General features: G+C 47.4%; 16 protein-coding genes. 6 read left to right on the top strand and 10 right to left on the bottom strand.

Annotated elements, in window-relative coordinates:
• Window positions 1-83: 83 nt before the first annotated feature.
• The 5 genes from B5D50_RS07685 to hflX all read left to right on the top strand — a co-directional run bounded on the left by B5D50_RS07685 (window position 84) and on the right by hflX (window position 6,224).
• A complete protein-coding gene (locus B5D50_RS07685; protein WP_078922009.1) occupies window positions 84-1,763 on the top strand; it encodes a S1C family serine protease in 1,680 nt (559 codons plus the stop codon).
• Complete coding sequence (mutL, locus tag B5D50_RS07680) at window positions 1,763-3,622, top strand: DNA mismatch repair endonuclease MutL (protein ID WP_078922008.1); 1,860 nt, start codon at window positions 1,763-1,765, stop codon at window positions 3,620-3,622. Before B5D50_RS07685 ends, mutL begins: the two co-directional genes overlap by 1 nt.
• A complete protein-coding gene (gene miaA, locus B5D50_RS07675) occupies window positions 3,623-4,558 on the top strand; it encodes a tRNA (adenosine(37)-N6)-dimethylallyltransferase MiaA (protein ID WP_078922007.1) in 936 nt (311 codons plus the stop codon).
• A gap of 143 nt (window positions 4,559-4,701) precedes the next feature.
• The gene (gene hfq / locus B5D50_RS07670; protein ID WP_078922006.1) at window positions 4,702-4,929 is read left to right on the top strand and encodes an RNA chaperone Hfq; all 228 of its coding nucleotides are present in this window, start codon (window positions 4,702-4,704) and stop codon (window positions 4,927-4,929) included.
• Window positions 4,930-4,937: 8 nt separating this feature from the next.
• Window positions 4,938-6,224, top strand: coding sequence for a ribosome rescue GTPase HflX (hflX, locus tag B5D50_RS07665; protein ID WP_078922005.1), 1,287 nt, complete (start codon window positions 4,938-4,940; stop codon window positions 6,222-6,224).
• A gap of 29 nt (window positions 6,225-6,253) precedes the next feature.
• On the opposite strand, the gene rho is transcribed toward hflX, so the two are convergent.
• The 10 genes from rho to B5D50_RS07615 form a co-directional block, all read right to left on the bottom strand.
• Window positions 6,254-7,513 (bottom strand): transcription termination factor Rho, encoded by a 1,260-nt coding sequence (rho, locus tag B5D50_RS07660; RefSeq protein ID WP_078922004.1) that lies wholly within the window; start codon window positions 7,511-7,513, stop codon window positions 6,254-6,256.
• A gap of 273 nt (window positions 7,514-7,786) precedes the next feature.
• Window positions 7,787-8,113 (bottom strand): thioredoxin TrxA, encoded by a 327-nt coding sequence (gene trxA / locus B5D50_RS07655; protein WP_078922003.1) that lies wholly within the window; start codon window positions 8,111-8,113, stop codon window positions 7,787-7,789.
• 226 nt (window positions 8,114-8,339) lie between these two features.
• Window positions 8,340-10,514, bottom strand: coding sequence for a PHA/PHB synthase family protein (phaC, locus tag B5D50_RS07650; protein WP_078922002.1), 2,175 nt, complete (start codon window positions 10,512-10,514; stop codon window positions 8,340-8,342).
• A gap of 113 nt (window positions 10,515-10,627) precedes the next feature.
• The gene (locus B5D50_RS07645) at window positions 10,628-12,316 is read right to left on the bottom strand and encodes a sigma-54-dependent Fis family transcriptional regulator (protein ID WP_078922001.1); all 1,689 of its coding nucleotides are present in this window, start codon (window positions 12,314-12,316) and stop codon (window positions 10,628-10,630) included.
• A gap of 30 nt (window positions 12,317-12,346) precedes the next feature.
• Window positions 12,347-12,556, bottom strand: coding sequence for a 2-hydroxymuconate tautomerase (locus tag B5D50_RS07640; RefSeq protein WP_078922000.1), 210 nt, complete (start codon window positions 12,554-12,556; stop codon window positions 12,347-12,349).
• An 18-nt stretch (window positions 12,557-12,574) separates the two neighbouring features.
• The gene (gene dmpH, locus B5D50_RS07635) at window positions 12,575-13,366 is read right to left on the bottom strand and encodes a 2-oxo-3-hexenedioate decarboxylase (RefSeq protein WP_078921999.1); all 792 of its coding nucleotides are present in this window, start codon (window positions 13,364-13,366) and stop codon (window positions 12,575-12,577) included.
• A gap of 13 nt (window positions 13,367-13,379) precedes the next feature.
• A complete protein-coding gene (gene dmpG / locus B5D50_RS07630) occupies window positions 13,380-14,411 on the bottom strand; it encodes a 4-hydroxy-2-oxovalerate aldolase (RefSeq protein WP_078921998.1) in 1,032 nt (343 codons plus the stop codon).
• Window positions 14,408-15,307, bottom strand: coding sequence for an acetaldehyde dehydrogenase (acetylating) (locus B5D50_RS07625; RefSeq protein ID WP_078921997.1), 900 nt, complete (start codon window positions 15,305-15,307; stop codon window positions 14,408-14,410). Before B5D50_RS07625 ends, dmpG begins: the two co-directional genes overlap by 4 nt.
• 11 nt (window positions 15,308-15,318) lie before the next feature.
• The gene (locus B5D50_RS07620; protein WP_078921996.1) at window positions 15,319-16,113 is read right to left on the bottom strand and encodes a fumarylacetoacetate hydrolase family protein; all 795 of its coding nucleotides are present in this window, start codon (window positions 16,111-16,113) and stop codon (window positions 15,319-15,321) included.
• A gap of 9 nt (window positions 16,114-16,122) precedes the next feature.
• Window positions 16,123-17,583 (bottom strand): 2-hydroxymuconic semialdehyde dehydrogenase, encoded by a 1,461-nt coding sequence (locus B5D50_RS07615; protein WP_078921995.1) that lies wholly within the window; start codon window positions 17,581-17,583, stop codon window positions 16,123-16,125.
• 280 nt (window positions 17,584-17,863) lie between these two features.
• On the opposite strand from B5D50_RS07615, the gene B5D50_RS07610 reads away from it, so the two are divergent.
• A complete protein-coding gene (locus tag B5D50_RS07610; protein WP_159448596.1) occupies window positions 17,864-18,754 on the top strand; it encodes an OmpA family protein in 891 nt (296 codons plus the stop codon).
• Window positions 18,755-18,781: the final 27 nt, after the last annotated feature.

Below are 18,781 nucleotides of genomic sequence, written 5' to 3'. Positions count from 1 at the left end.
GGGCAGCTAACTTTACTTAGAATTACAACACCTTACCAAGAGATCTAGACTCTTTGGTAGAAATACTCTCAGGAATTAATTTAATGAACTACATAACAAACACCTTGAGCTTAATGCTTTTCACAATCGGGCTTAGCGTTTCCACTCAAGTATTAGCAGAAAAAGTCGGCGAACCTACACCGACAGTGGTGAGTCCTAAAAAAACTGAGGTGGCTGAAACCAACCCGCCTGTACCTACCGAGGCAGTAGCCACCAAACCGCTCACGCCAACAACACTCGCCGCTGAAGGACGCGATGTAATCAAAGACGCTGTAGTGCATGTCTATGTGGTCAAACACAGTTATAATGCACTCTCGCCTTGGAACTCAAATACGCAAAAAGGCTCAGGCTCTGGTTTAATTATCAAAGGGGGCTTGATTCTGACCAATGCACATGTCGCCGCTGACTCTACCTTCCTTGAAGTACAACGACATGGCGAAACAAAACGCTATGAAGCCGAAGTCGTCTACATCTCTCACGAAGCGGATTTAGCCTTACTGCGTACTAAGGAAGCAACGACCTTCAAGGATGTACAACCTTTAGAATTGGGTGATTTACCACAAACTCAACAGGAAGTTGAAGTGTATGGCTTTCCTATTGGAGGTACAACCCTCAGTATTACTCGTGGGGTTGTCTCACGGATTGAAAAACAAAACTACGCACATACCGACGAAAATCTGATTGCCGTACAAATTGATGCAGCGATTAACTTCGGAAATAGCGGTGGCCCGGTTATTTCTAATGGCAAAGTGGTCGGGGTTGTCATGCAATCCGGCTTTTTCACGGAAAATATTGGCTATATGATTCCCACCCCGATCATTCAACATTTCTTAAAAGATGTGGAAGATGGCAAAACCGAAGGCTTTGGTTTCCCCGGGTTCTTAGTCCAATCAATGGAAAATCCCGCCATGCGCCGCAAATACAGTGTGGATGAAGACCAGACCGGGGTCTTAGCTCACAAAATTTATCCCAACTCACCCGCCGACGGCATTATGAAAGTGGGCGACATCATCACTCAGATTGATGGGCATCCGATTCAAAACAATGGCACAGTAGAATTTCGCCACGGCGAGTATCTTAACTACACTCATTGGATTGATTTGCATCAGTTAGGGGATGAAATGAAGCTCAGCATCATTCGGGATGACAAGCCAATGGACATTACCTTAAAACTGGATCGGCCGGGCAAAGAGTTTTTACTGGTCAAACCGAATCAGTTTGATAAGCAACCGACCTATTATATTTATGGTGGCTTTGTATTTATGCCTTTGAACCATGATATTTTAGGTAGCATGGATCCTGTTCCTTCTGCATTAGCCGCACTCGCACAGGAAGCCCCGAGTGAGGATCGCAAGGAAGTGATTCTAATGACCCAAGTATTACCCGCTGATATTAACAAAGACTATCATCATGATAACAATTTGATTATCCACAAAGTCAATGGTGAAGCCATCCCTGATTTCAAAACCTTCTATGAAAAGATGCAAGCGGCAAATACCCAATTTGTGGTTCTAGAAACGGATGATGGCTATCAAGTGGTAATTGATCGTACTGAGGCAGCCACTAAGCAGCCCTCTATCCTCGCCCGCTACGGCATTAGCACTGACCGCTCTAAAGATTTATTGCCAGATGCTATGAATACAACGCCTACTGTGGCAGGGCAGTCTTCAAGCGAAGCTGAACAACCTGCGTTGCCAGTTGCGGTGAAGGCAGCACCGATCTAATGCCTATCCGCCCGCTGCCAGACCATCTCATCAATCAAATCGCCGCCGGTGAGGTGGTCGAGCGGCCGGCTTCTGTCGTCAAAGAATTACTAGAAAATGCCGTGGATGCTGGTGCTTCACGCATTGATATTGACTTAGAACAAGGGGGCATCAAACGGATTCGGATTCGGGATAATGGCTGTGGCATCCCTAAAGATGAACTCAGCTTAGCACTGAGTCGCCATGCCACTAGCAAAATCAGTAGCCTTGAAGATTTAGAGCAGGTGCGTAGCCTCGGCTTTCGAGGTGAAGCCTTGCCTAGTATTGCCTCCGTGGCACGCTTAACCCTGAGTTCTTGCTATCAAGAGGCTGAGCAAGGTTGGAGCTTAGTGGCTAACTCAGCCAATCCTAGCCCTGAACCTGCTGCACATGCGACGGGTACAACGGTGGAAGTCTATGATTTATTCTTCAATGTACCGGCTCGACGTAAGTTTCTCAAAACGGAAAAAACCGAATTGAGCCATATTGAGGAAGCAGTCCGTAAATTAGCCCTCAGTCGCTTTGATATTAGCTTTCATTTGCGTCATAACCAAAAAACCTTGCTGCAGCTAAATAGTGCCTCTAACCGTGTGGCCTCAGAACGCCGTTTAGCCGAAATTTGTGGTGAGCCTTTTGTTCAACAAAGTCAATATTTGGAACATGAAGCCTCGGGTCTACGCCTCTGGGGTTGGGTTGCTTTGCCCACTTTTTCACGCTCACAAGCAGATCTACAATATTTTTATGTGAATCAGCGGGCAGTCCGTGATCGCCTAATTGCTCATGCTGTGCGCCAAGCTTATCAAGATGTGCTCTATCAGGGTCGCCACCCCGCCTTTGTGCTGTATTTAGAAATAGAACCCCAGCTCGTGGATGTGAACGCACACCCCACTAAACATGAAGTGCGTTTTCGTGAAGGCCGTTTAATTCACGATTTTATTTTTCACACCCTACATCAACTCCTAGCTGAACTCCGCCCGAGTGCCGAAACGGCTAGCCCAGCACATTTCCCCACTTATGTGCAACCACTGGCAAGGCCTGATCTGTTTGATACCCAGACCACGCTCTCAATCGCAACCGAGCCGTTGTCTAATACCCAGCCGAACCAAGCGGCCTTTCCTAACCATTATCACTATCAACAGCCTCGGTTAGGTTTACCAGTCCGTGAAAGTTTGCCTGTTTATGCACAACTCTATGGGCAAACAGCAGCCCTAAAACCGAGTTCTACTGAGGCTGAAACCAGCTCAGCAGTTGCTGACTTTCCGCCTTTAGGCTATGCGCTTGCACAACTGCATGGTGTTTATATTCTTGCACAAAATGCCCAAGGCCTAGTGCTAGTTGATATGCATGCTGCCCATGAGCGGATCACCTATGAGCAATTAAAAATCAATATGCAGTCGGATTCTATCCGCTCGCAGCCCCTACTCGTGCCACAAGCAGTTCATGTGAGTCGCCGTGAAGCAGATCAAGCCGAAGCACAAGCCTCTATTTTTCAAGCGCTCGGCTTTGAACTCAGCCGCATGGGCTTAGAAAAAATCGTGATTCGCGCTGTACCCAGCCTGCTCAAGGATTCTGATACCGAAAGCTTGGTACGTGATGTCCTCGCCGATTTAATGACGCATGGCAGCAGCCAGCGTATTCAAAATGCGATGAATGAAATCTTAGGCACGATGGCCTGCCACGGCTCAGTACGTGCAAATCGCCGCCTGACCTTGCCTGAAATGAATGCTTTATTACGCGACATGGAACGCACTGAACGTAGCGGGCAATGCAATCATGGCCGCCCTACGTGGTTGCAAATGAGCATGGAGCAAATTGATAAACTATTTATGCGCGGACAATAAATGCAGCAACCACCTAAAGCTATTTTTTTAATGGGGCCAACAGGAACGGGTAAAACCGATTTAGCGGTGGCTATTCGCCAGCAATTACCCGTTGAGATTATTAGTGTGGATTCTGCACTTGTGTATAAAACGATGGATATTGGCACAGCCAAACCCGATGCCGACACCTTAAAACAAGCACCGCATCGCTTAATTGATTTTCTTGATCCCGCCCAAGCTTATTCTGCGGCTGAGTTTCGTGAAGATGCTTTGCGCGAAATGGCTGCAGTGACCGCCAAAGGACGCATCCCCTTATTAGTCGGCGGCACGATGCTGTATTTTCGCGCCCTCGAGCAAGGTCTTTCTGAGCTACCTTCAGCCGACCCTATAATCCGCGCCCGCTTAATTGCTGAGGCGACTGAGCTAGGTTGGCAGGCCTTACATGAGCGCTTACAGCGTATTGATCCAGAAGCGGCACAGCGGATTCACCCCAATGACCCCCAGCGTTTACAACGCGCCTTAGAGGTATATGAACTCACTGGAGAGAATTTAACCGGATTACAGCGTAAACTACGTTTTGAAGCTTGCCCTTATCAGCTATTAAAACTTGCTTTAATTCCTGAAAATCGTGCATGGCTACATAATCGCCTCGAACAGCGTTTTGATGCTATGCTAGAGCTAGGCTTGATTAAAGAAGTTGAACAGCTGTATGCACGCCCTGATTTAAATCCGAGCTTACCTGCAATTCGCGCTGTCGGTTATCGGCAGGTTTGGGATTATTTAGATGGAAAAATAGACTATAATCTGATGCGTAATCGTGCTATCGTGGCAACGAGGCAGCTTGCGAAGCGTCAGATGACGTGGCTCCGCTCAGATCAGGGTTTGAGCCTTTATAACGCCGAGAACTACCACCTTTCATCGGTCATCATGAACATTTCGACGTTTATTGGCGGATAAACGGAGATGTCCGATAAACTGGTGTTTTTACAAATGTGTGAAGCTGGTAGGCTAGCCTGTCGGTCAAAGAATCGACGGGTCTGAGTGAATACCAGACCACAAACAACCACAAACCCAAAGTATATTTTTTTAGGAGAAACCCAATGTCGAAAGGGCACACTTTACAAGAACCCTTCCTCAACGCTCTGAGAAAGGAACGGATTCCCGTCTCTATTTATTTGGTGAATGGCATTAAACTGCAAGGGCATGTTGAATCTTTTGACCAATTTGTTGTTTTATTGGGTAATACCGTTAGCCAATTAGTTTATAAGCACGCTATCTCGACGATTGTTCCGGCATGTCCTATTAAACTTAATTTAGCTGCCGAATAAGTTTTATCTTGGAATTATTTGAACGCCCAACCGCAGGCGAGAATGCTGTCCTTGTTCAGATAAATTTTAAGACTGACGACATCCCGCACGATGAACAAGAGTTCAAAGAGCTGGTTCGTTCAGCCGGTGCCCAGATCGTGCATCTGGTCACTGGTTCTAGACAGCGACCTGATTCACGCTATTTTATAGGCCAAGGTAAAGCCGAAGAAATTCGTGATTATGTCCGCAATTTACAAGCCGACTTAGTGGTTTTTGATCACTCATTAAGCCCTGCACAAGAGCGCAATTTAGAACGCTTATTTGAGTGTCGCGTTATAGATCGCACTGGCTTGATTCTTGATATTTTTGCCCAGCGCGCCCGTAGCCATGACGGTAAGCTACAGGTTGAGCTTGCGCAGCTAAAACATATGTCCACCCGTCTCGTGCGTGGGTGGACTCACCTTGAACGTCAAAAAGGTGGCATTGGCTTACGTGGCCCTGGTGAAACGCAATTAGAAACTGACCGCCGCTTGTTAGCGGTTAGAATCAAGCAAATTAATAAAAAGCTTGAGAAAGTTCAAAATCAACGTGAACAAGGTCGGCAATCCCGCAAAAAAGCAGAGATTCCTACCGTCTCTTTAGTCGGTTATACCAATGCAGGCAAATCCACTTTATTTAATGCTTTAACTCAAGCGGATGTGTATGCAGCGGATCAGTTATTTGCCACCTTAGACCCCACGTTGCGCAGCATTAACCTACCCAATCAGCAAGAAATCATTCTTGTGGATACGGTGGGTTTTATTCGTCATTTGCCTCATGACTTGGTTGCAGCCTTTCGTTCCACCCTGCAAGAAACGGCAGAAGCTGACTTATTACTCCATGTCATTGATAGCCATGATGAGCAACGTGATTTATACCGCGATCAAGTCAATCAAGTGATTGAAGAAATTGGCGCTGAAACAGTGCCACAAATTGAAATCATGAATAAAATTGACCTCACTGAACATGCTGCGGGTATTCAAGAAGGTAATGGCTTACATGCCACCACGGCTTGGGTATCTGCACAAACAAAACAGGGCTTGGAGCAATTACTCGACTATTTAGGCGCTTATTTTGCCCAACAAACTTTTCGAGGCAAACTGCGTTTATTACCAAGCCACGGGCGTTTGCGCGCTCAACTCTATGCGGATAAAGCGATTCAAACGGAAAGTATTGGCGAGGAAGGCGAGTATTTACTCGACTTAGTGATTGATCAACGCAAGCTGAAAGCCTATTTAAATCAGGCAGGTCTTAAACTTGAAGCAGTAGCCGTTTAATTTAACGACTACTGCCTGTGTTTAAAGCCTTAACCGCGCTTCATTACATCAAAAAACTCATTATTAGTTTTGGTTTTTGAGAGTCGGTCAAACAGCAATTCCATCGCGTCCAACTCATCCATGCTGTGCAGGAATTTACGCAAGATCCACAAAGATTGTAACTCTTCAGGATTCGTCAATAACTCCTCACGGCGTGTACCCGAACGATTAATATTAATCGCTGGAAAGACTCGTTTTTCTGCGATCCGGCGATCCAAATGAATTTCCATATTGCCCGTGCCTTTAAACTCTTCATAGATGACATCATCCATTTTTGAGCCTGTATCAATCAAAGCCGTCGCAATAATCGTTAAACTACCGCCTTCTTCAATATTCCGCGCAGCCCCAAAGAAACGCTTAGGCCGATGCAGAGCACTCGCATCCACCCCACCGGTTAATACTTTGCCGGAAGAAGGTACGACGGTATTATAAGCACGGGCTAAACGAGTAATGGAATCCAATAAAATGACCACATCGCGCTTATGCTCAACTAACCGCTTGGCTTTCTCGATAACCATCTCAGCTAATTGCACATGACGGGTGGCTGGCTCATCGAAGGTTGAAGAGACGACCTCACCCTGCACCATCCGCGACATTTCTGTCACCTCTTCAGGGCGCTCATCGACCAGCATTACAATCAGATAGCATTCGGGATAATTTGAAGAAATACTTTGGGCAATATTTTGCAACATCAAGGTTTTACCGCCTTTAGGCGGTGCGATAATCAAACCACGCTGCCCCTTACCAAAAGGCGCTACTAGGTCAATCACCCGTGCGGTAATATCTTCACGACTCCCATTACCCCGCTCCATACGCATCCGTGAATCAGGATGTAAAGGCGTGAGGTTTTCAAATAGGATTTTATTACGAGCTTGCTCAGGCGATTCGTAGTTAATGGTATCGACTTTCAGGAGAGCGAAATAGCGCTCATTATCCTTCGGTGGACGAATCTTACCCGTAATGGTATCGCCTGTCCGCAGACCGAAGCGACGAATCTGGCTCGGTGATACATAAATATCATCAGCCCCTGCCACATAGCTAGAATCTTGAGAGCGGAGGAAGCCGAAACCATCTTGTAGGATTTCTAGCACCCCATCGCCGTAGATATCTTCCCCGCTTTGCGCGTGGGTTTTGAGCATGGCGAAAATAATATCTTGCTTGCGAACACGGGAGATACTTTCAACCCCCATCGCGAGCGCTTGCTCATACAGTTCAGCAGTTGGTTTTTTCTTTAATTCAGATAGGTTCATATGAAGGTTAATTCACCAGCGGAAGATTAAATTGATGGAAGCAATGCCCTCGACTTGCATGCACCAAGATGACTCGATTTAATGATTAAGCAGTAGCTTTTTCAGGAGTTTTAACTCAGGAACAAATACGATCGAGGCTTCAAAGAAATGAACCCAGATGTGGATTCACTACACCTAAAATTAGCATGGAGTTAACACTTAGTCCAGCGAAAAGCGAGGAAATTTAAGAGGCGACTGTGAGTTTTTACAATCGCACTCGTCTAAATCGTCAGTTTAGATATTTTGGTCGATAAAAGCAGCTAATTGCGACTTAGACATCGCACCGACTTTCGTAGCCTCAACCGCACCACCTTTAAACAACATCAAAGTGGGAATACCACGAATACCATATTTAGGTGGAGTGGCTTGGTTTTTATCAATATCCAATTTAGCAACCACCAAGCGACCTTGGTATTCGGTAGCAATCTCTTCTAATAAAGGCGCAATCATCTTGCAGGGTCCGCACCACTCTGCCCAATAATCAACTAAAACAGGCAGTGTTGACTTCAGCACATCCTGCTCAAACGAAGCATCTGACAGAGATACAATATTTTCACTCACAGACTTGTCTCCAAAATTTTTGTGATCGTATTTATGAGGCACTGTTAAATTTTACACAGCGCTATAGGCAGTTATAGCCCATACGATCATAGTATGCGTCTAATTTATAGAAATTCAAGTTGAAGAACGACTAGGAGGTTCTTTAGGCGATTAGAGTAGAATTTCTACTCTAATCGAAAGAATAAACTCATTGAGTTTAAGTTAGTTTACGCAGGTTGAAGCAAGTCTAAGCTTGAGGTGGCGTTTTCTTACTCACCTTTTTAGCCGCTGGCTTTTTCTCTTCTGCTGGCACTGGCTTAGCACTCGTTTCACTCGCTTGAGTAGCAGCAATAGGTTCAACAGGTGAAGCTTTAGCAGGTTCAAGTTGAGCGGATTCAGCTTTTACTTCAGGCTGAGCCACCGCTGGAGCGACTGGAGTTGCCTTGGTTGCTGCTTTAACCGCTTTCGGCTTGTCAGCTTTAGGTTTTTCCTGCTTTTCAGCCTCTGGATTTGAAGCCACTTGTGTAGCTTCAGTCGGCGTAGAGGCTTCTGCTGCTGGCGCAGGCTTAGCTTGAGCTTCAATCACAGGCGTCACCGCTGCTTCCAGCTTAGGTAAGACTGTCGCTGGTAATTTAGGCACTGGCTCACCTAATTTGACTTTGACATAAGTACCTGGGGCATCTTCAAGAGCAGTTAATTTAGCGCCCGGTTTGCGAGCAGCTACTTCAGCAGGGTTTAGAGCACGCACCCATTTGTCCCATTCTGGCCACCAAGAGCCTTCAGAAACTGGGGTAGCCGCCATCCATTCTTCGGCATTCTCAACTAGAGTATCGCTAACACGATAGCCGTATTTCTTAGCCGCTGGTGGATTGATAATACCCGCAATATGCCCTGAACCACCTAAGATAAAGCGAGTGGGTCCTGAGAACAGGCGCGCACCCATATAGGTCGATTTCCACGGCGCAATATGATCCTCAACCGCAGACACAAAGCAAGCAGGCACATCAATAGCAGTGACATCTAAAGGCACACCATCCACGCTCAAGGCTTGTGGTTTGCACAAATCATTTTGCAAATAGAGATTACGCAAATACCAGCTATGCATTTTGGCAGGCATCCGCGTGGAATCACCATTCCAATACAACAAATCGAAAGGACGTGGATCATTGCCTAACAAATAGTTATTAACATAGAACGACCAAATCAGATCATTGGCACGTAATAAGTTAAATGCGCCTGCCATTTGGCTACCATCTAAATAGCCGGTCTTTTCCATCGTAGATTCAAGACCCGAGACTTGCGTGTCATCAATGAAGAGACCCAACTCACCCGGCTCGGAGAAATTGATCATGGTGGTGAAGAAGGTCGCACTTTTAATACGCTCATCACCTTTAGCTTTCATATAGGCCAAAGTTGAAGTCAGCAACGTGCCGCCGATGCAATAACCAATCGCATTGATTTCAGATTCACCTGTCTCGTATTGAATCGCATCAATCGCCGTTAGTACACCTTCTTTAATGTAGGAATCGAAGCCTGTATCAGCATAAGTCTCATCAGGATTCACCCAAGAGATCACAAATACGGTATGACCTTGATCCACTAACCACTTCAGCAAGGAGTTTTTGGGTTGCAAATCCATGATATAGAACTTATTGATCCACGGTGGGACAACCAATAAGGGGCGTTTTAAGACTTTTTCAGTACTTGGCGTATACTGAATCAGTTGGAACATCCGATTTTGGAAAATAACTTTGCCGGGCGTGACTGCAACGTTTTTACCTAACTCAAAGGCTTTAGTATCGGTCATGCGAATGCGTAATTCGCCTTTACCTGTCTCCAAGTCTTCCAGCATATTTTTCAGACCATGCACCAAGTTTGCGCCTTTGGTTTCTTTGATCTTCTCTAATACTGCCGGATTCGTCAGCGCAAAATTCGTCGGTGACATCGCATCCATGAAGCGCTCAGTGAAAAATTTCACCCGCTCAGAGGTATGCTCATCTAAACCCTCTACGTCAGACACTAACGTCCGCATCCACTGTGAAGTCAGTAAATAAGATTGCTTGATCACATCAAAGATCGGCTTTTCTGACCAATCCTCATGACTAAAACGACGATCACCCTTGGCCGGAATCACCACAGGCTCAGGCTTTTGCCCCATTAAAGCCATCATCGCTTGTTGGCTTAGCTCGAGGGATTTTTGCCAGTATTCCATATTCTTTTGCATGAAGGCTTGTGGATCAGCGCTGACTGCTTTCAACCAATCGCCATAAGCTTGAGTCAAATTGAAAGGGTCAAGCTTCATATTTTCATAAGATTTGGCAAAGCCCGCCATAATCTCTTCAACTTGCTTGAAGTTATCTCTTAGCTCTTTGGCAGCAGCAAACCCTAAGGTATTCACTTCATTCTGGGCATTTTCCGACATCACTGACTTCTCCTTGCTAGTACTGAGCAGAGTCTGCACTATTTCTATGTGCTATGCAGCATTTTTTACAAAAAATCAATCACTCTCGTGGTGCAAACCCCGCAAGGAGCGCTCTAAATCAACCCGCACTTCTTTAACCGATAACGACATTGCGGCCCACTAATCCCTAAAATTCGAGCCGTTTCGAGTACATTGCCTTGTGCTCGCTTAAGAGCCTGCTCTAGAATCTGCTGCTCTAACTGCTCAAACCCTAAACAGCTCGCATGCATATTATCTAGAACTTGATCGACCCATACAGAGCTTGTACCTTTTTCTAGCAAACCATTCTGTCCGATCACCATAAATTCATCATCGGGGTCAGGCATCCCTAAGCAAATATGCGTTGATTCAATCCGAGTCTCACTTTCGGTTAGGATCACCCCACGTTCAATAATATTTTCTAGCTCGCGGATATTGCCCGGCCATTGATAGGCCATGAAACGGCGCAAGCTCTGATCAGAAATACCCTGCACCTGCTTACCGTATTTTGCGTTATAGCGCTCAATAAATTTACGAATCAACCCCGGTAAATCGGCTAAACGCTCCCGTAAAGGTGGAATCGCAATCGGAAATACATTTAAGCGATAATAAAGATCAGCCCGAAATGAGCCTTGTTTGACGCGCTCTTGAAGATTGGCATTGGTCGCAGCAATCAGGCGTACATCCACTTTAATTTTTTCTGTACCACCCACTCGTTCAAACTCACCCGTTTGAATGGCACGTAATAATTTGGCTTGCGCCCGCTCATTGAGTTCGCCCAATTCATCTAAAAATAAACTGCCACCATCTGCTCGCTCAAAACGTCCAGGACGCGATTTATCAGCCCCCGTATAACCTCCCTTTTCCACCCCAAATAACTCAGACTCCACCAAATCACGGGGCAAGGCAGCACAATTCACCGCAATAAATGGCCCATCACAACGCTTACCCAATTGGTGCAGCGCTTGCGAAAAGATTTCCTTCCCTACTCCCGTTTCACCGAGCATTAACACGGTGACATCGGTCGCGGCGGCTTTACCGAGGAGGTACATGATTTCTTTAATCGGTGCGGATTCAGCAATAATGTGCTCAGGGCGAGCGCGGGAGGTGATTTCTTTGCGTAAAAAGCGAACTTCTTCCTCTAAAGAGGATAATTTTGCTGCCATCGACTCCAGTGAATAGAGCGCTTTTAATTCTTGAGCATTCTCCCACTCAGCCAAGGGCTTACCGACAATTCGGCATTGCTTATCCCCACAACCGACACACTCGACTTCCTTGAAATAAATCGGTCGCCCCATGAAAGTACTGGTATAGCCCGTTGCATAACCGAGTAAATTCCAGCAAACCGGTTGAGTGGCTAAACCATACAGCCGCAAATGCTCAGCGGCCTCAAATGAATTTCGCCAAGTGAACTCACCATAGAAATGCCCGGTATCTAAATCCATTTCGAGCTTCACTGGCTCAACGCTCACCACACCTTCTAAAGCATGGAGTTGTGGCCCGACCAGAAACATTGAGATTAGATCCGCTGAGCTTCGGATTTTGCGGGCAAGTTGCGCATCAGATTGGGCAGCGGTATACCCCATTCGCAGCAAGACACCGCGTGCATAGTCTTCGCCAAATGATTCGATTAACTCACTGCGCATCGAACCGAAAGCCGAAGCATGCAACAGAATCATACGCTGCTGCCCTAGCCAAATACTACCTGTTTCACCTTCAAAGCGAATCATCGACTTTAAGTCTTGATCCGCCGGATAAATGGGCTTTTTCGAGTGTCGGCTCATGCAGTCTGTCTCTCCTCTTGTGACAGCAGCTTAGCTTTTCTCCGCTGCACGCTTATCCAGTTCAGCTTTACTCACCCCACCAATACACCAATGCTCGGGGGCTACCTCGTTAATCACCACCCTCACTTGCTCAGGCTTCACATTTAAGTTTTTCACCGCTGCAGCCGTCACGTCCTGAAAAAATGCGGCCTTTTGCTCTGGCGTGCGGCCTTGCAAAATAGTTGCTTGAATCAATGGCATAACACCCTCCTTTTGCCTCTAGACAAAACGAATACTCACTTCACCCAAGTCCTGATAACGCACGCGCACGCTATCACCGGCCTTCACTTCCACGGCGGCGGTAATCCCACCCGTCATAATGAAAGTTCCGGCAGGAATATGCTCACCGCGTTCTGCCAGCATATTGGCTAGCATTGCCACACTCGCCGCAGGATGACCTAATACCGCAGCACCCGCACCGGTTGCGACCACCCTGCCATTGATCTCCATCACCACGCCGAGGGTTTTCATATCGACTTGATCAGCACGTTTGAGCTTGCCGCCCGTGACAAAGCGCGCTGAGGAAGCATTGTCTGCCACCACGCTTTTGAGGTCGAATTTGAAATCACGGTAGCGTGAGTCAATGACTTCCACCGCAGGCACAACTGCTTCGGTTGCTGCGAGTACCTGTGCCACGGTGCAGCCCGGGCCGTGCAGGGGTTGATTGGTAATAATGGCAATTTCGGCTTCGACTTTCGGATGAATCAAAGCGGCCATATTGATCTCACCGCCATCGGGCACACTGAAGTAATCGCTTAAGAATGCATAGACCGGAACGTCTACCCCCATCTGCTTCATTTTTGCATAGGAGGTTAAGCCCATTTTTAAGCCAATGGTTTGATGACCGCGTGCTTCTTTACGCCGACGAATTTCATACTGGATGTCGTAGGCATCTTCCCAGTCCATGTCAGGATAATCATCGGTAATTTTGGTGACATCAAAGGCTTGCAACTCGGCATTTTCGAGGTGCTCTGCCAAGTGTGCGATTGTGGTTTTGCTTAAAACTGCCATCTATATAGTCCTCTCATTGCTGAGCACGTAGCATTTCTAATGCCACATCTTCAATCATATCTTCTTGCCCACCAATCGCGCCGCGTCGCCCGAGTTCTAACAGGATTTCGCGGGAGGGTACGCCATACTTTTGCTCCGCACGTTTAGCATGAAGCAGGAAGGAGGAATAAACCCCTGCATAACCGATAGTCAGTGAGTTGCGGTTAATCCGAGGCAATTGCTCACCCATAATAGGCACGGCGACATCTTCCGCCGCATCCATGAGGGCGCTAATATTCACCCCCGTTTCCACGCCATACCGATCACAGACAGCAGCAAACACTTCGAGAGGGGTATTGCCCGCCCCCGCCCCAAAGCCAGCCACTGAGCCATCAATGCGGGTTGCACCCGCTTCAACGGCGGCTAAAGAGTTACTCACCCCGAGTGCGAGGTTGTGGTGGCCGTGGAAACCAATTTCGACTTCAGCCGGGAAGTAATCACGCAATATGCCGATTTTTTCTTTCACTTCCTCAGGTAGCATGTGACCTGCCGAATCGGTCATATAGAGGCAGTTCGCGCCATAGCCGTACATGAGTTTAGCTTGCTCGAGAATGGTAGCGACACTGGCTTTATGGCTCATCATTAAAAAGCCCACCGTGTCAAAACCACGCTGCGATGCGTATTTGATATGCTGTTCAGAAACATCCGCTTCCGTGCAGTGGGTGGCAACCCGCACGGTTTTTACGCCTAAGTCTTCCACCATTTTTAAATCTTCAATGGTAGCAATCCCGGGTAGCATGAGAATCGAGACTTGAGCATGTTTGAGGTGAGGAATCACTGCCTCTAAATACTCACGGTCAGTATGCAGGCCAAAGCCATAGTTGACCGATGAGCCATTCAAGCCATCACCATGCGTGACCTCAATCAGGGATACTTTGGCGCGATCTAGGGCTTGGGATAAATCCTGCATGTGTTGTACGCTAAATTGATGCTGGATGGAGTGCATACCATCGCGCAATGACATATCGTGCAGGCGGATTTTTTTACCTTTCAGATTGGGATTCATGCGCGGCCTCCTGCTGCCTTGAGCAACTGTTCAGCAAACATTTCCGCCGTCCGAGCGGCGGCAGCGGTCATAATATCGAGATTGCCTGCATATTCAGGGAGATAGTCACCACGCCCACGGACTTCTACGAAGACACTCACCCGATTACCATCAAAGACCGGGCCTTCCTTCACACGATAACCGGGAACATATTGCTGCACCTCTTTTTCCATTGCTTTGACTGATTCAATAATCGCGTCTTGCTGCGGCTGCGTTTCAGTGATGCAGTGGATGGTATCGCGCATCATTAAAGGCGGCTCAGCTGGGTTAAGGATAATAATGGCTTTACCTTGTTTTGCACCGCCGATTTTCTCAATCGCACCGGAGGTGGTTTGGGTGAATTCATCAATATTTTTACGAGTACCCGGACCTGCGGATTTAGATGATACCGTGGCCACAATTTCCCCATAGCGCACGGGTTGTACACGACTAACCGCAAACACCATTGGAATGGTTGCTTGCCCACCGCAAGTCACCATGTTCACGTTCTCCTCGCCTTTATCAAGATGATCCAGCAAATTGACGGGTGGAACACAGAAGGGACCAATGGCAGCGGGTGTTAGGTCAATCACCTTCACTCCCTTTTCTATCAGTTTGCGGGAAGTCTCTGCATGGGCATAGGCCGAGGTGGCATCGAAAGCAATCTGGATATGATCAGCTTCAATCTGCGGAAGCAGGCCATCAATACCTGCAGCCGTTGTTTTCAAACCCAGATCCCGCGCCCGAGCTAAGCCCTCTGAACTAGGGTCAATCCCCACCATCCACACGGGTTCAAGCAGCTCACTGCGCTTAAGTTTATATAATAAATCAGTGCCGATATTGCCAGGGCCAATTAAGGCACAACGGATTTTTGCCATGTTCTCTCTCCTCAATCAAACCGTACTGCAGTACGACCTATCCCGCCAATACTGACACTCATATAATCACCGGGCTTGACGGTTTGTAGGGGGACGAGCGAACCTGACAAAATCACTTCACCTGCTTTTAAAGGCACGCCGAATTTGCCCAAGGTATTGGCCAACCACACTACACAACTCACTGGTGATGAACCTAAGGCGGCTGCCCCTGCCCCGGTGGAAATCACCTGCCCATTCAACTCCACCACCATCCCTACGGTGGATAAATCCAACTGACGCGGATCAGCCGCTTGTGAGCCAAGCAGGAAATACCCACAAGAGGCATTGTCAGAGACGGTATCTTGAATCTTGATCTGCCAGTCTTTAATCCGCGAATCGACAATCTCAAAGCAAGGCACGACAAAATCCGTCGCACGCAATACATCGGTAGCAGTCACCCCCGGCCCAATCAGATCCTGCTTGAGGACAAAAGCAATTTCACCTTCGGCCTTTGGCTGAATCATTTTTGTGCTCAGTGACAAGGATTCACTTTCATCCACGACCATCGCATCGGTCAGATAACCAAAATCCGGTTGATGCACACCCAGCATAGTCATCACCGCTTTGCTGGTCACACCAATCTTTTTACCAATCACTGTCTCACCATCACGCTGCATCCGTCGCTCTAATAAGCCAGAAGACACTGCATATGCATCCTCTACCGTCATGTCTGGTGTGCGGTTGCTGAGTGGCTCTACCATTTCACGTTGGCGCAAAGCTTGATAAAGCTCTTCAGCATAGCTTTGAATTTGTGCTGTACTTAACATACTGTCCCCTTATAACTTCACGCAGACATTTTTTAGCTCGGTGTAGAACTCTAGGGAATGCACGCCGCCTTCACGACCAATTCCAGAGTGCTTCATGCCACCAAAGGGTGTGCGTAAATCACGCAAGAACCACGAATTCACCCAGACAATCCCTGCATCTAACTGCCCCGCAACTCGATGCGCCCGCGAACTATTTTCAGTCCAAACCGCAGCGGCTAAACCGTATCGAGTAGCGTTTGCCCATTCGATCACTTGTTCTTCGCTATCAAAGGGTTGCACATGACAGCAAGGACCAAAGATTTCCTCTTGAACCACCGAGGCAGTTTCTGGTAAACCAATCCAAATAGTCGGCTGAACCCAAGCTCCCTCGGCTAAAGCCCCCGACATCATGGGAACACCGCCCCCGGTAATGACGGTTGCGCCCTCTTCGACGGCTTTTTGGTAGTAGGACAGTACTTTTTGTTTATGCTCTTGGCTAATCAATGGCCCCATTGAGGTACAAGCATCATCCCAAGCCCCCATTTGCAAAGCCTCCGCCCCTGCTTTTAAGCGCTTGACGAATTCATCAAAAATTGGGCGCTCGACATACACACGCTCAGTGCCTAAGCAAACTTGCCCACAGTTGGCAAATACCGAACGCATCGTACCCTCAATCGCTTTATCCAGATCACAATCGGCGAACACTATCCCCGGATTCTTGCCACCTAGCTCAAACGACACATGCCGAATATGCGCAGAGCTGGCTTTGATAATGGCCGCACCTGTGCGAGTTTCGCCGGTAAAGGTAATACCATCGACATCAGGATGTGTGGTTAAGAACTCACCCGCTGAATTCGGACCAAAACCATGTACTACGTTGTACACACCCTTAGGTACACCCGCTGCATTCATCACTTCGCCCAATAGTGTTGTCGTGCGCGGTGTTTCCTCTGAAGGTTTCACCACCACGGTGTTCCCACAGGCTAAAGCAGGGCCTACTTTCCAAGTCATCAGCAATAAAGGCAGATTCCACGGGCTAATCACTGCGATTACGCCTTTAGGCTTACGCACCGCATAATTTAAAGCCCCCTTACCATCAGGGGTATCGAGCATAAAACTTTCAGTGGGGACATTTTTGAATAAATCCGCGAATACCTTGAAATTCGCCGCCCCACGTGGAATGTCGATATGCGCAGCCAAGGACTTTGGCTTGCCCGTATCTAAACACTCTGCCTCTAAAAACTCGTCAAAGCGGGCATTAATCCCATCAGCAACTTTATGCAAAATCGCCATGCGCTCCGCTAAAGGCATTGTTCCCCAAGGACCTTTGAGTGCAGCACGGGCAGCAGCGACGGCTTGCTCAACCTCAATTTGCCCTCCTTCATGAACCGTACCGATGTGTTGATTAGTCGCGGGATTGAGATTAGCGAAGGTTTTGCCGGATTGAGAGCCAACAAACTCACCGTTGATGAAATGCTTGATTTCTTGCATACCTACCATCCTCCGATCTGAATAGATTTAGCATACAAGAATTTTGTCGATATTCAATATTTTTGTCGATATTTTTTAAAAAGATTAAAAACCAATTTCAATGAATTGCTTAATTTTTTTGAAAAATCAACCAACTAAACCACAAACTTAAAAATTTCCATCTACACTCAAACATGGGCGTCGTAAATCTCCCCTCAGACTTTCAATCAACAACCTAAGCTGGTGTTGAGCGCGTGTGTTTGGCATGCATAACCCCAAGCTAATTCAATGGAAGATGACTATGGTAGCAAGTACCGAGAAAAATAAAGAGCTGACCTCAACCCAAGAAGGCATTATTGCTGGGCTAGTTTTACTGTTCTTTGGGTTGTTATATTGGTATTTGAATCCTTGGGATGCAGATACACCCAGCCCCTTACTCACTGAGCAAGCATCCACCACAGGCTTCATTCAACGCAATAGCCTAGCAAGTAATCCCAGCACAACTACGAGTACCACTGCCAGTACGCCTACGACCACGACTGAAACCCCATTGCCCCAGACAACCACTCCTGCAGCAACCCCAATTAAGGCAGCCCTGACTGCTGCAGCTGCTCAACCTGCAACACCAAGCCCTATTGTCGCTCCCACTGCTACAACGCCCCCTGCTGCAACAACTACAACTACAACTGCAACTGCAATCGCTGACCCAACAACCAGCCAGCCCTTACCACCACCAGGTCCTGTGGCAGAGGCTGAGCCATTACCCGTAGCGGCGGCAACACCGAATAAACTCGAGTTAGCCTCCGGTAGCCCTGAAGCTGAATTACAAAGCTATCTGAGTTCAAACACGCTAGAAACCCCGGTTACTTTGGATGGCATTGCCTTTGAACCTCAAACCTCGCAGCTCACTCAAGCATCAGAGGCCAATGTTCTGCTGTTAGCCGCCTTACTTGCGCAATACCCACAAGCCAATATTCTTATCACTAGCTATACCGATGAAACCCGTCCTAACTCTGAAAACAGCGCTGAACTGTCGTTAATGCGAGCCAATGCGGTGGGTGTAGAACTGGTGAAGGCAGGCATAGAGCGTAGACGTATTACCATTATGGGCATGGGTAAGCCCACTTCTCCCGATCCAACCTCAGCTATCTCTAAAAAGAGTCAGCGGATTGAAGTTTCTGTTATCCAATAACCGAGCTTGCAACGACTCACTCATACC

The sequence above is a fragment of the Thiothrix eikelboomii genome, assembly GCF_900167255.1.
Classification (GTDB): Bacteria; Pseudomonadota; Gammaproteobacteria; order Thiotrichales; family Thiotrichaceae; genus Thiolinea; species Thiolinea eikelboomii.
Note: the sequence above shows the minus strand (reverse complement) of the source record. Positions and strands in the feature narration are given on the sequence as shown.